This window comes from Myxococcus sp. AM009 (assembly GCF_013372605.1).
Lineage (GTDB): Bacteria > Myxococcota > Myxococcia > Myxococcales > Myxococcaceae > Myxococcus > Myxococcus vastator.
This window is the reverse complement of the sequence record NZ_JABXEP010000108.1, coordinates 15001-28582: the sequence shown is the minus strand read 5'-3', so window position 1 is coordinate 28582 and position 13582 is coordinate 15001. Positions and strand designations below refer to the sequence as shown.

Annotated in this window: 13 protein-coding genes; all 13 read right to left on the bottom strand. The window is 65.9% G+C overall.

The window, feature by feature from the left end:
- Positions 1-801, bottom strand: an 801-nt coding sequence (locus tag HV824_RS24205; protein ID WP_176424344.1) for a lipopolysaccharide assembly protein LapB, incomplete at its 3' end; no start/stop codon positions are given.
- A 189-nt stretch (positions 802-990) separates the two neighbouring features.
- Positions 991-2376 (bottom strand): acetyl-CoA carboxylase biotin carboxylase subunit, encoded by a 1386-nt coding sequence (gene accC, locus HV824_RS24200; RefSeq protein ID WP_176419893.1) that lies wholly within the window; start codon positions 2374-2376, stop codon positions 991-993.
- A 73-nt stretch (positions 2377-2449) separates the two neighbouring features.
- Entirely contained in the window at positions 2450-3043 is a 594-nt protein-coding gene (gene accB / locus HV824_RS24195) for an acetyl-CoA carboxylase biotin carboxyl carrier protein (RefSeq protein ID WP_176410999.1), read from the bottom strand.
- Positions 3044-3086: 43 nt separating this feature from the next.
- Positions 3087-3665, bottom strand: a complete 579-nt coding sequence (gene efp, locus HV824_RS24190) for an elongation factor P (RefSeq protein ID WP_176410998.1) — start codon at positions 3663-3665, stop codon at positions 3087-3089.
- A 136-nt stretch (positions 3666-3801) separates the two neighbouring features.
- Positions 3802-4164, bottom strand: a complete 363-nt coding sequence (locus HV824_RS24185; protein ID WP_011555721.1) for a hypothetical protein — start codon at positions 4162-4164, stop codon at positions 3802-3804.
- Between the two features lie 64 nt (positions 4165-4228).
- The gene (locus tag HV824_RS24180; RefSeq protein ID WP_176424343.1) at positions 4229-4882 is read right to left on the bottom strand and encodes a hypothetical protein; all 654 of its coding nucleotides are present in this window, start codon (positions 4880-4882) and stop codon (positions 4229-4231) included.
- Between the two features lie 38 nt (positions 4883-4920).
- Positions 4921-7641, bottom strand: coding sequence for a type IV pilus secretin PilQ (gene pilQ, locus HV824_RS24175; protein WP_176424342.1), 2721 nt, complete (start codon positions 7639-7641; stop codon positions 4921-4923).
- A 57-nt stretch (positions 7642-7698) separates the two neighbouring features.
- Positions 7699-8262 (bottom strand): pilus assembly protein PilP, encoded by a 564-nt coding sequence (locus tag HV824_RS24170; RefSeq protein ID WP_176424341.1) that lies wholly within the window; start codon positions 8260-8262, stop codon positions 7699-7701.
- 44 nt (positions 8263-8306) lie between these two features.
- Positions 8307-8933, bottom strand: a complete 627-nt coding sequence (locus HV824_RS24165; RefSeq protein ID WP_176424340.1) for a type 4a pilus biogenesis protein PilO — start codon at positions 8931-8933, stop codon at positions 8307-8309.
- 15 nt (positions 8934-8948) lie between these two features.
- Positions 8949-9626, bottom strand: a complete 678-nt coding sequence (locus tag HV824_RS24160; protein ID WP_176424339.1) for a PilN domain-containing protein — start codon at positions 9624-9626, stop codon at positions 8949-8951.
- Positions 9627-9653: 27 nt separating this feature from the next.
- A complete protein-coding gene (gene pilM / locus HV824_RS24155) occupies positions 9654-10736 on the bottom strand; it encodes a type IV pilus assembly protein PilM (RefSeq protein ID WP_043712169.1) in 1083 nt (360 codons plus the stop codon).
- A gap of 214 nt (positions 10737-10950) precedes the next feature.
- Positions 10951-12375 carry a sigma-54 dependent transcriptional regulator gene (locus tag HV824_RS24150; protein WP_176424338.1) on the bottom strand — a complete coding sequence of 475 codons (1425 nt, stop codon included), beginning with the start codon at positions 12373-12375 and terminating at the stop codon, positions 10951-10953.
- Positions 12376-12448: 73 nt separating this feature from the next.
- Positions 12449-13570 (bottom strand): sensor histidine kinase, encoded by a 1122-nt coding sequence (locus HV824_RS24145; protein WP_176424337.1) that lies wholly within the window; start codon positions 13568-13570, stop codon positions 12449-12451.
- Between the last annotated feature and the right edge of the window lie 12 nt (positions 13571-13582).

The window sequence follows — 13582 nt, the reverse complement described above, 5'->3', positions numbered from 1 at the left end:
GCCGCGCTCCTGATGAATCTTGGCCAGCTCCTTGTAGACGGAGATGGTCTTCGACGTCTGGCCCAGGCCCTGGAACGCCTGCGCCAGCAGCGTGAGCGTCTCCACGTCGCGGCCATCGGCCTTGAAGCACACCTGCAGCTTCGCCAGCGCGCGCTTCTGGTCGCCGCGCTGCAGGTACGACGTGGCCAGATCCTTCGACAGCGGAAGGTTGTCCGGCTCCAGCGCGGACAGCCGCTCGGCCACCCGGAGCCAATCATCCGCGCGGCTGTTGCGCTTAAGGTACTCGGCGGCGCGCTTGAACTCCTGGGCCGCCTCGCGCGCCATGTTCTCCCGCGCGTACAGCTCCGCCAGCTTGATCTTCGACGCCACGTTCTCCGGGTCGAGATCCACCATCTTCTTCAAGGTATCGAGCGACGACTTCGTGTCGCCCGCCTTGTCGTAGTGGTTGGCGACAATCTGGAAGTACGCCATCGCCTCGGACATCAGCCCGAGCTGCTGATGAAGCTCCGCCAGCTTGAGGTTCACCTCCAGCAGGTTCGGATTGAGCTTGAGGACCTGCTTGTAGAGCGCGACCGCCTTGAGGAAGAAGCCGTCCGACGAGTAGCTCTCCGCGACCTTGGTGAAGAAGTGGGCGGCCTGCGGGTTGTCGTTCTTCTTCTGGTACAGCTCCCCCATCTTCTGGAGGACCCGGATGTCCTTCGGGTCGACCTCCAGGACCTTCTGGTACTCCTTGATGGCTTTGTCGTAGGCGCCCTTCGCGACGAGCTTCGCGGCGGCTTCGATGATCTTGTTCTTGTCCATCGAGCGGTGGGCTTCCAGCAGGCCGAAACCCCTTGAACTTCGCGGGTTTCCATCCTCAGCAAGGGGGAGTGTCGGAGGCTAACGGAAAGCTCCGACGCGGGTCAAGAAACGGCCCGGCTCCCCCCGGGGCCGGATCACCTGCTCGCGTGGCGGCCCGACAAGCGGGGATCCACACCAGGTGTATGGGTGCTACGGCGTCTCCTCGACGGCCTTCTTCAGCCGTCGGGAGCCCGTCTCGCTCGCGAGCAGACGCTCCACGAACCGGGTGTCGTAATTGCCCTCCTGGAAGGACTCTTCCGCGAGCGCGGCCCGGTGGAACGGGATGTTGGTGCGGATGCCTTCGACGACGTACTCGCCCAGGGCGCGCTGCATGCGGCGGATGGCCGTGGCCCGGTCCTCCGCGTGGACGATGAGCTTCGACAGCAGGCTGTCGTAGTACGGCAGCACCGTGTAGTTCTCGTAGGCGCCCGAGTCCACGCGTACCCCGTAGCCGCCCGGCACGCTGTAGCCGGTAATCTTCCCGGGCCAGGGAGCGAAGGTAATCGGGTCCTCGGCGTTCACCCGGCACTCGATGGCGTGGCCGCGAATCTGGATGTCCTCCTGCTTGAAGCGCAGGGGTTCCCCATAGGCCAGGCGGATCTGCTCGCTCACCAGGTCCACGCCCGTGACGAGCTCCGTCACCGGGTGCTCCACCTGGATGCGCGTGTTCATCTCCATGAAGTAGAACTCGCCGCGCTCATCGAGCAGGTACTCGATGGTGCCCACGTTGTTGTACGCGAGCTTGCGCATGGCGTTCACGGACACCTCGCCCATGCGCTCGCGCAGCTCCGGCGTGAGCGCTGGGGACGGGCTCTCTTCAATGAGCTTCTGGTGCCGGCGCTGCACCGAGCACTCACGCTCGTTGAGGTGGACGATGTTGCCGTGCTCGTCCGCCACAATCTGGATCTCGATGTGGCGCGGCTTCTCCACGTAACGCTCGATGTAGAGGTCGCCGTTGGAGAACGACGCCACGGCCTCCGCCTGGGCGGTGGAGAAGGCCTGCGCCAGCGCGGCCGGCTCGCGGACGATCTTCATCCCCTTGCCGCCGCCACCCGCGGCCGCCTTGAGGATGACGGGGAAGCCAATCTCGCGAGCAAAGGCCTCCGCCTCACGCGGGTCCTTCACGGTGCCGGGGCTGCCCGGAAGCAGCGGGAGGCCCGCCTCGCGCGCGGCCTGGCGGGCGCGCACCTTGTTGCCCATCATCCGGAGCATCTCCGGCCGGGGGCCAATGAAGCGGATCTTGCAGTTCTCGCAGACCTCCGCGAACTCGGCGTTCTCCGACAGGAAGCCGTAACCCGGGTGGATGGCGTCCGCGCGGGTGATTTCGGCGGCGGACAGCAGCTGCGGGACGTTGAGGTAGCTCTCCTTGGACGCTGGCGGACCGATGCACACCGCCTCGTCCGCGAAGCGGACATGGAGCGCGTTGGCGTCCGCCGTGGAGTGCACCGCGACCGTGGCGATGCCCAACTCCCGGCAGGCGCGGATGACCCGCAGGGCAATCTCCCCGCGGTTGGCGATCAGCACCTTCTTGAACACGTGGGTGTCTCCGTCAGGGCCGTCATGAGGAGCGGCTCGCCCGTGGGACACGGGCGGCGCGCCAGCCTCTTCGTCAGGCCACTTCGATGCGGAACAGCGCCTGGCCGAACTCCACCGGCCGGCCGTTCTCTACGAGGATCTCCGCCACCCGGCCGGAGACCTCGGACTCAATCTCGTTCATCAGCTTCATTGCTTCGATGATGCAGAGCACCTGGCCCTTCTTCACCAGGGTGCCCACGTCGACGAAGGGAGGCTGGTCCGGCGCCGGGGTCCGGTAGAACGTCCCCACGAAGGGGCTCGTCACCTGGTGGCCAGGCTTCTCCGCCGGCTTCTCCGCGGCCGGAGCCGGCGCCGTGGGAGCAGCGGCCGGCGCGGCAAGGCGCGGAGCGGCCGGCGCGGTGTACTCCACCCCGGCGCTCGCGGCGACGGGAGGCGGCGCGGCGTGGTGGACGATGGTCGTCTCGGGCCCCTGGCCGCGGCGGATGAAGAGCTTCTCCTCGCCGCGCTTCCAGACCAGCCTCGTGACGTCCGAGGACTCGAGAATCTCCACGATCTGCCGCAGGGCCTCCACGTCCAGGGACGTGCCTCCCGTGTCAGCGGGACCGCTCGAGGCGGCTCCCGTCCGCGCGGGCGCCTGGGCCCGGGTCGACTTGCGCTTCGTTGCCATAACTCGCGTCCCCTTCCCTCCGGCGTCGCTGCCGAGCTGCGAACTAACCCCTGGTGGCCACGCGCGTCAGGTACTTGCCGTCGCGCGTATCAATCTTCAGCACGTCGCCCTCTTCGATGAAGAGCGGGACGTTGACGGAGTAGCCGGTCTCCAGGACGGCGGGCTTCAGCGCGCCGGAGACGGTGTCACCGCGGATGCCCGGGTCACACTGGGTGACCTTGAGGTCCACGGAGTTCGGCAGCGTCACACCAATGGCCTTGCCATTGTAGAAGAGGACGCTGACGTTGATGTTCTCCTTCAGGAAGTTCTTCGCCTCTCCGAGCACCTTCTCACCGAGGAAGGTCTGCTCGTAGTTGCGGGTGTCCATGAAGTAGAACTCGTCGCCCTGGACATAGAGGTACTGCATGTCCTTCTCCTCGATGTCGGGCTTGCCCACCTTCTCACCGGACTTCAGCGTGGGCTGGAGCACGCGGGCCGTCAGGAGGCTGCGAATCGTGGTGCGCACGAACGCGGAACCCTTGCCGGGCTTGACGTGCTGGAAATCGACGATTTCAAACGGCTCACCGTCGATTTCAATCTTCAGACCCTTGCGGAACTCGGACGTATCGATGACACCGGCCATGGGGACCGACTCCTTACAGACTCGCAGCAGCGAAAGCTTGAAAAGTCTGGGGTGTCTAGCCCATGCGCCCCTTCCATGGGAAGGGGAAAGCAGCGGCGGAAGCGTCGCCTGGATGACTGCTGGCCGGGGCGTCCGACTAGAGCTCGGCGCGCACCTTGGGTGCGGTGACGCGCAGCACGTAGCGGCCCTTGCCGAAGTTGCCGTCCGCGTGAAGGGCGAGCACCAGGAAGTAGTCCGGTGACACCAGCCGCATCACGGTCAGCACCTTCTCACTGTTGACGCTGACCTCGCTCACGGTGCCCGTCTTGAGGGTCTCCGCGGCGTTGCGCAGCTGCGTGAGGAGGTTGGCGTACTCCACCCAGGCGCCGTTGAGGTCCAGCTCGGCGCTCTCGTCCTTCTGGAAGGTGTCGACGGAGATGCCGTCGAAGCCCATCACGCTGCACGCGAGGGCTCCTTCGACTTGGTTGACCACCGACTCGAGGTGCGTGCGGAAGGACATGGGTAGAGGCTCTTAGAAAGACGGCCGGGGCCCAGTCAAGGACCCCGGCGGGCCTGGGAACAAGTTATTCCTCGATCTCTTCGCACGTCGGGGGGTAGCCATCCTGGCCACCAGGGCCGCCGCACGGGCCATTGAACTCAAGGATCGTCCCCTCCGGGCAGGTGAAACCGGAGTTGTAGACCGTCACGGGGTAGGCAATCTCGTTGGACTCCGCCTTCGCGCCAGTCGCGGTCTTTCCAGTCAGCCGGACCCGGACATTGAACGAGGCCGAGCTTCCGGATCCTACCTGCGTCAACAGGGTCTCACGCGCATTGCCCCCCAGCAGATCAATGATGAGCATGCTGTTGGACGTGGAACTCGAAGGAATCGCGAAGTGAGTGGGGTAGGCCTCACTCTCCAGCGTCGGTCCCCCGCCCTGGGCTTCGTAGGCCAGTTCGATGTGCGTGACATAGACCGCCGTGGCGTCACCCTCACCCGTGACAGGATTCTCCCCGACTTCCACCTCCGCAAGAGTGAAGCCACTCCGCACGGAAAGTCCTGCTAAATAGCGGTTGGCGGTTGCAAGATCCAGTGAGCCTCCACCACTGGCAGCCCCCGCCTGATTCACCGCGCATGACTCATCCGGGATGTAGGCGTTGAAGATCTGGATTGCGGGAGGATTGTCGACGCAGCCGGACATGACCAGAGCCAGCGGCACCGCGAGATAGAAGTTCTTCATGTGCGAACGTTCTCCTGCACGAGGACGACGATGGACCCCTAAAGGGTCTGCGCGATGGTCTGCCGGTTGAGAATGCGAGGCGTGATGAAGATGAGCAGTTCCTGCCGGGTATCGGACTCCGTGTTGTTCTTGAAGAGCAACCCCAACACCGGAATCCTCGACAGGAACGGCACCGCGTTGACCTGCGTTGCGCCGCGGCGGACATAGATGCCGCCAATCACCGTCGTGTCGCCATCCTTCACGAGCACCTGGGTGTTGGCCTCCTTACGCTGGATGGAAGGCTGACCGTTGGCACCGGTGCTGGAAGGGTCCGGCTGGTTGTTGGACGCGTTGATGGACATCAACACGCTGCCGTCCTGGGTGATGTGCGGCGTCACCTCGAGAGACAGACGCGCCTCCACGAACGTTGTGTTCACACCCTGAGCGGACGTCTGGCTGAAGGGAATCGACACGCCCTGGCTGATACGCGCGGTGTTGTTGTCGAGCGTCGTCACCTTGGGCGCGGAAATAGTCTTTACCGTGCCTTCGTTCTCTGCTGCGGAGAGGCGCAAGTTGAGCTGCAGCGCACCACCCGCCGAACCGAAGGTGAAGCCCATGGCGCCACCAATGCCCTGCCCCGTACCCACCGGGAGGTTCACCGCGAAGTTCGGGTTGTCCGGGAGGCCCGGAGCCGCGCCTGTCACACCGCCCGTCACGGCAAGGTTGTTCGGAAAGATCAGGCCCGTCGCATTGCCCGTCGCCTGCCCAGCACGCGCCTGACCGCCCCACTGAACGCCGAGCGAGCGGCTGAAGGTGGTGTTGGCTTCCACGATGCGGCTCTCAATGAGCACCTGCGGCGTCTGCGTATCCAGGCTGCGAACCAATGAACGCGCCCGCTCGGTGTTGGAGCGCACGTCCTTGACGATGAGGACGTTCGTACGTTGATCCACCGTCACCGAGCCCCGTTCGCTCAATACGTCCTTCACGCGGGCGGCCATCTCCGACGCCACAGCGTAGTTCACCGGAATGAGGTTGACCATCAGGTCCTCTTGCTGCTGGAGCGACTTCTTGCGCTCCTGGCGCAGACGGGCCTCCTCCTCCAACGTCTTCAGCGGCGCGATTCGGATGATATTCCCGAACTCCTCCTTGCCCAGCGCCTTCGTGCGAAGCACGAGGTCCAGCGCCTGGTCCCAGGGGACATTCCGCAGCCGGATGGTCACGCGGCCACTCACGTCGTCCGCCACCACGATGTTCTTCTTGGAGATCTCCGCGATGACGCGGAGCAGGTTCTGGATATCGATGTCCTTGAACTCGAAGGACACCCGCTTCCCGCGGTAGCGGGCCTGCTGCGGCGCGCCCTCGGCAGCGTAGGCAGGCGCTTCGGTGGTGAAGCCAGCGGTCCGCTGAGCGACGGCGACCTCTTCCGTCTTCACACCCTTGACGTCCAGGCGCCACGTCAGCGTGCTGCCGCTCTGGGACACCTTCTCCGTGATGGCCCCATCAGCGGCCACCACCAGGCGCACCTTGCCGCCATTCCCTGGCACGCTGAAGGCGCTGATCATCTTCACCGGCGTCTCCAGTGCGCTGGTGTCGAGGCTCCGCTCCAGCTTCTTTGGGAGCCGCGCGGATTCCAAGGTCAGCACCGCGCTGCGGGGATCCGGCCGGTCGACCTTCCACGCCGCCGCTCCGGACAGCTTCATCACGATGCGGCCACCCGCGCTGTTCTCCTCGAAGCGGACGTCCTTCACCTCCACTCTCGAGGAGGCCTCCGCCTTCGCAGGGGCCTGGCGCAGCGGCTCGACCTCCGTCACGGACGCGACGACTTCCTGCGCTTCAGACGCCGGCGCGGCCTTGCGGGCCACTGCACCACCGAGCACGACCTCCAGCCCGCGGCTGGCACGGTCCACGCGATAGGCGGGCATCTTTCCGCGCACATCGAGCACCAACCGCACCTTGTCGGAGTGCGCGCCCACGCGCACCTCGCGAAGCGAGCCAGAGCCCACCCGCGGAGCCCGAGTCGCCAGCCCGACCCCAAACAGGTCGACTGCCAACCGAGGCGGGTCGGCGAGCTCCAGCACCTCGTACCGGGCGATGTCGCCGTCGGCCCGGATGCGCAGTGTATCGTTCGCGAAGGACAGGGCGGTGATGCGCTGAGCAGGGTTCGCGACCTCGCGCTCATCTGCCTCGGCAGCCACCACGTTCTCGGGCAGCGCGGCCTTGGCAGGCCCGGTATCTGCCTTCTTCGCTTCGGTGGAGCGCACGGCGACCGCCACCGGCACGCTCGGCTTCGCCTCGCTCTGGACCGAAGCGGCGCCTGGCTTCAACGAAGCCTCAGCGCGTGCCGCCTCCGGAGGGGGCGCCACCGGCTGCGCTGCGCCGTCCACCGAGATCACCACCCGGTTGCCATCCGCGCGGACGTCATACTGAGACGCCTTGTCGAGCGCCAGCAGCACCCGGCCAACGCTCGCGCGCTCGTCCGAGAACTGCGATGCGACGACCCCGGAGACCGGGCCCGAGCCATCATGATGGCCCTTGATTCCCGTCGCATCCGCCGACGAGAGGTCCACCACCAGGCGCTCCGGCCCACTCAGGCGGAACACGGTAAAGGTCGGTGGCCGGGTGCCGGTCACCACCACCTGGGCGCCCGAGCCCGTGCGGGATACATCCAGTCCCCGCAGCGTATTCAGCTCGGCGCCATGCACCCTGGCGCCCACAAGAACGACCGCCCACGCGGCCGCCAACATCCACTTGCCCCTCGTCACAGCGCTCTCCTCGAGCATGCGTCCCCTCAACAAGTTGGAAGCGGGCCACCGCCCGCGGGAGCGCCTTGGAGGGCGCTACTCTCCGAAATTCCTGCCCGTCATCATGTTGTAGGCGGGGTCCTTCTTCGCATCAGGCTTCAGCTGCAACATCACTGGATTCTTGATGATCTCACCGTTGCCCGAGAACACCTCAGTGACTGTCACGGAATCACGGAGGATCTGCGTCACCTTGCCGCCCTGGCGCCCCATCCGGGTGTTGCGGCGCACGATGTGTCCCCGGCCCGCTGGGTCTTCGACCATGGCCATCGGACTCGCGTCACCCGTGACGACCGCCACCAGCTTCAGCTGGTCCAGGTCGAACGCGCAGAGCGGCTCGCTGCAGGCGGACACCGGATTGGCGTTCACCGGCCCCAAGTCTTCGATAGGGCTTCGGAACGGGTCGCGCTTGCCCACCGGGTTGTACGTATAGGCGTAGGCCGGAGCGGTCTGGGCCACGGCCTCCACGGGAGCCTCCTTCATCGGCGCTGCCACTGCAGCCTTGGGCTTCGCGGCCTTCGGCGCCGGGCTGGGCGCCTCGTCGCACGCGGCGAGCGCCAAGCCGAGCATCGCAGTGGTCATGGTGGCCTTGAACGTCTTCATCCTCAATCCCCTTGTCGCCCTACTTCTCGGGCGGATCAAGTTTCTTATTTCTTCGCCTTGGCGTTCTTGGTCTTCGCGTCCGCAGCGGGGAGGTTCTTCTGCTCCACGAACCGGAACGTCGTCGCGAGGAAGCTGCTCTGAAGAACGACCTTCTCGTTCTTGAGCGTGGCCGAATCGAGCTTGATGTTGTTGACGTTGACGATGCGCCGCATGTTCGCCATCTCCTGAAGGAAGATGGCGATCTCATGGTAGTTGCCGCTCACCGTCATCTTGATGGGGATGCGCGCGAAGAACTCGCCCCCGCCCACGGACTCCTTGTCGGGCGTCACGCTGGAGATCTGCAGGCCGCTCTTCTTGCCGATGTCGTTGATCTGCGCGAGCAGCTCTTCGATGTCGCGCTGCTCGGGCAACTCCGTCAGCGCCTCGGAGAGCTTCTGCTCGAGGACGTCCATCTCACGCCGACGCTCGTTGAGGTTCTGGGCGATCTCGCTCTTGTCGGCCAGCTCCATGTCCAGCTTCCGGCGCTGCGCGACCTGCGCCTTGATGGCCACCTCCGTCGGCTGGATGAGCATGAAGAAGTTGGCGACCGTGAGCGCGACCACGACGGCGGCCAAGCCACCGAACTTGATGGCCGGTGGCGCCTTGACGAATTGATCCAGGTACTTGTCCATGGCGAACGGCCTTCTTCAGATGGCGTAGTTGGACTTCAGGGAGATCTTGAAGTCGACCAGCGCGGGTGCACCGGACTCGGTCGACTTGCCCTGCGTGGCGTTCTTCAAGTCGATGCCCGTGAAGAACGGCGTGACCTGCGCCTGGGGGAACTCTTCGATGGTCGCTTCCGCGGTCAACAACTCCACCCGAGACGTCTTGTTCTCGCGCCGCTCGTCGACCAACCGGCCCATTCCCTTGGGCGTCCAAACGACGCTGTTGAGGCTCCGCATGAACTCCGCGACCTCGTCATGGCTCACCGCGGAGCCATCGATGGAGACCATGTTCTTGGCCTCGACGAACGACTTCACCCACACCTTCTTGGGTGTGGCCGAGGCGAGCGCGTCCAGCATCCGCACGGGCCCATTGCGGCCCTTGCGCAGCGAGTCCAGCACGGCCAGCTTCTTCTCCACCTCGGCCTTACGGGTGTTGATGTTCTTCACCTCGCCGATGATCTTCTCCAACTCGGCGATCTTGGCCTTGGCCGTCGCGACGCCCTGGCGATGCGATGCCAGTTCCGTGTCGCGATTGTCGTACCAGGCGTAGTTGGCCACGGCAGCGCCAACCAGGACCACGGCGAAGAGGACCAGCACCTGCCGGCCCATCTCGCGCTTCTTCACCGCCCGGACGGGCAGCAGGTTGATGCGAATCATCATGTGCGTCGTCTCCAGTGGGTGGTCCGGTCAGGCCAGCTTGTCGCCCGGGCGCCGCAGCGCCAGTCCCACGGCCACCGCGGCCATGGGCGCCACGTCCATGATGAACGCGGGGTCGAACTTCCGGTTGTCCACTTCGATCTTGCGGAAGGGGTTGAGGATCTCCACCGGCACGCCGGTGCGCGCTTCAATGGTCTTGAACAGCGCGGGAATCTTCGCCGTGCCACCCGACAGGTAGACCTTGCTGAAGTTCGAGTCGGCTGCGGTGCCCGCGTAGAAGTCCAATGAGCGCTGGATTTCGCCCGCGACCTGCTCCGCCACGCTGGAGAGCACGCGCTCCACGTCCTGCGGCACCACCGCGTCCGCGTCCGCGCCGTTGCCACCAATCTTCAGCGCCTCGGCCTCCTCGTAGGAGACGTTGAGTTGCTTCTGGATTTCTTCGGTGAACTGGTTCCCACCGATGGTGACGTCGCGGGTGAACACCGTCGCGCCGCTGGAGATGATGTTGATGTTCACCACGGAGGCGCCCGCGTTGATGAGCACCACCGTCTCGCGGTCCGGCACGTCGTAATTGACGGAGAACATGTTCTGGACGGCGAAGGCGTCCACGTCCACCACCACCGGAGCCAGGCCGGCCTCGGAGACCACCGTGGTGTAGTCGTTGATCATGTCCTTCTTGGCCGCCACCAGCAGCACGTCCATCTGCCCCGTGGCGTCGTTGCCGCCGCCGTCGAGGATCTGCGTGTCGATGTTCACGTCCTTCACATCGAACGGGATGTACTGCTCCGCCTCCCACTGGATGCTCTCCTCGAGCTCGTCCTGGGACATGCGAGGCATCTGAATCTTCTTGATGATGACCGAGTGGCCGGAGACGCCGATGGCCACGTCCTTGCCCTTCACCTTCAGCTCGGACATCAGGTCCTGCACGGCCTGGACAATGGCCGTGGAGTTCATCAGCGCGCCGTCGACGATGGCCTCTGGAGGCAGCGGCTTCATCCCGAAGCTCTGCAGCGCGTAGATGACCTCGCCGCGCTTGCGCTGCTCCTTGAGCAGAATCATCTTAATGGACGTCGATCCGATATCCAGGCCGAGTACCAGTTTGCCCTTCGCCATGCTTGACTCCGTCGAGAGGCGGCCAGCGTAGCACTGGCCGTCAACCCCTCCTAAAAAGTGCCTGGAGCCCGCCTGCCCTCCGGACGGACGGGAGCCGCGCACCACCTACTGCGCCGGGCCCCTCAACACCGTCGCGGAGGCCCGATTTTCCGGCCTCCGGCGCGTTCCGTCAAATGCCGGTCGCTCCGTCCGGTTTCTGGACCGACCCCGCACCTCAGCCCCGCTCCGCCTCGGCATCCGGATCAATGCCGTACTCCTTGATTTTGTAGAGGAGCGCCCGGTGACTGATGTCCAGCAACTCCGCCGCCCGCGTGCGGTTTCCCTTTGTCTTCCGCAGGGCGGCTCGGATGTAGGACTCCTCCATCTCCCGGATGGCGCGCTTGAGTGACAGGTCGCCACCATCCTGTAGCACCGGCCCCACCTGCGGCGTCGCACCTTGCGGTCCGGGTGGGGGAGCTGCCCACAGCCTTTCGGGCAGGTTCGCTGGCAGGATGAGCGCCTCGTCCGCCAGCAGGACGGCACGCTCCATGGCGTTCTCCAACTCGCGGACGTTTCCCGGCCACGCATAGGCCATCAGGAGCGCCTCGGCCTCCGAGGAGAGCCCCGCGACAGGAGGCTCCCGATTCAGCTCTCGGTTGAAGCGAGCGATAAAGGTCCGCGCCAACAGCGGCACGTCTTCCCGCCGCTCCCGCAGCGGCGGGACTCGGAGGTTCACGACGTTCAGGCGGTAGTACAAGTCCTCGCGGAACTCTCCCTTCGCCACCAGCCGGGACAGGTCCCGCAGCGTGGCGGCCACCACGCGCACGTTCACCTTCTCGACGCGGTTCTCCCCTACCGGGCGGATTTCCCCCTCCTGGAGGACGCGCAGCAACTTCACCTGGGCGGACAGAGGCAGCTCTCCCACTTCGTCCAGGAAGAGCGTGCCGCCATCCGCCTCCGCGAAGAGGCCTCGCTTCGCGGTGCGCGCGTCCGTGAAGGCGCCCTTCGCGTGGCCGAACAGCTCGCTCTCGATGAGCCCGGAGGGAATGGCGCCGCAGTTGAGCGCCACGAAGGACATGGGTGCGCGAGGGCTGCGCACGTGCAGCTCCCGCGCGATGAGCTCCTTGCCCGTGCCGCTCTCGCCGCTGATGAGCACGGTCGTGTCGACGGGTGCGAGCCGGGCCACCTGGCGCAGCAGCGCGTGCAGCGCGGGGCTCTCTCCGAGGATGTGGCCTTCGGGCGTGGAGGGCAGGCTCGCCTGCTTCAGGCGCCGATTCTCACGGAGCAGCCGCTCACGCTCCTCCGCCTTGCGAAGGACGAAGACGATTTCATCCGGCTTGAAGGGCTTCTGGACGTAGTCGAACGCGCCTGCGGCGACGGCCTGGAGTGCCTGCTCCTGCGAGCCGTAGGCGCTCATCACCACGGCCGTCAGTGCGGGGTGCGCCGCCAGGGCCTCGCGCAGCACGGAGAGCCCGTCCTTCTTCGGCATGCGCACGTCACAGAGCAGCACGTCGTAGTCACGCGCGCTGAGCTCCTTCAGCGCGTCCTCGCCGTCGGCCACCGCGCGCACTTCATAGCCATGGCCGGTCAGCACCAAGGTGAGGATGTGCCGGATGGAGGGCTCATCATCGGCGACGAGAATGGTGCGGAAGAGAGGCATGGCCGTCTTGACACATCATCGCGCACCCGCGAGGGCGCCGATAGCTTCCGCCCTGACGTCGCGCGCGTTTTCCTCAGGGTACGGGCAGACGCACCGTGAAGCGGGCGCCGCCACCCGGAACATTCTCTGCTTCGAGCCGCCCTCCCATGACCTGCGCGAGCCGCTGGGACACCGCCAGTCCCAGTCCAGTTCCCTCGCGCCCCTTGGTCGTGAAGAAGGGCTCGAACAGGCGAGGCATCACGTCCTCGGGGATGCCGGTTCCACCATCCTCGACGACTAGGCGAACCTCGTCCGAAACCTGCCGCGTGGCGACTCGCACGCGCCCCTGCCCGCCCATGGCCTGGGCGGCGTTCAGCAACAGGTTGATGACGATTTGCGAGAGCGGACCTGGGTCCGCGCGTGCGAGCAGCCCTGGCTCCAGCTCCAGCGCCACCGTCACGCCAGTCAGCTCGGGTGCGGCACGAACCAGGCGCACGCAGGTCTCCACCACCTCGCCCACTTCCACCGGCCCGAGCGAGGTGGTGCCAGGACGCCCGAGGTCGAGCAGTCCCCGGATGATGCGGTCGATGCGCTGGACCTCGTGGTCGATGCGCTCCAGGAAGTCCTTCAGCTCGGGCGTGTCCGCCTGGGTCTGCGCCAGCGCCACGTAGCCGAGGATTCCCGCCAACGGATTACCCACCTCGTGCGCGACGCCCGCGGCCAGTCTGCCCACCGTGGCGAGCCGCTCCGAGGCAACCAACTCCGTCTGCGTGCGCGCCAGTTGGGCGTTGGATTCACGCAGAGATGCCATCTGCGCGCGTGTGAGCGCCTGCTCCTCGCGCAGTGCCTCCGCCATGCGCTGCAGGGCGCGCTGGATGCGCGACACCAAGGTTCCGCCCGCCGTCGGCACCAGGCGCGGCTCCAACTCCAATCGACCGAACTGCTCGACCACCGCCTCGGTTCGGCGCAAGGGACGTCCCACCATCAGGTCCAGGACCACGTAGGCGAGCACCGTCAGCGCGACGAGGTCCAACCCCAGGACCCAGGGAAGAATGCTCCGGAGGCGAATCAGCGCCTCGTGCTCCGTGCTCCCCTCGGGCACCCACCGGCGGAGCGCGTCCAGCAGCCGAAGGAGCACCGGCTGGACGGACAACCAGGTGAGGCCTGTCGACACGGAGCCCAGCAGGAACGCGACGCTGGCAATCCGCCACTTCATCGCATCCCCGCC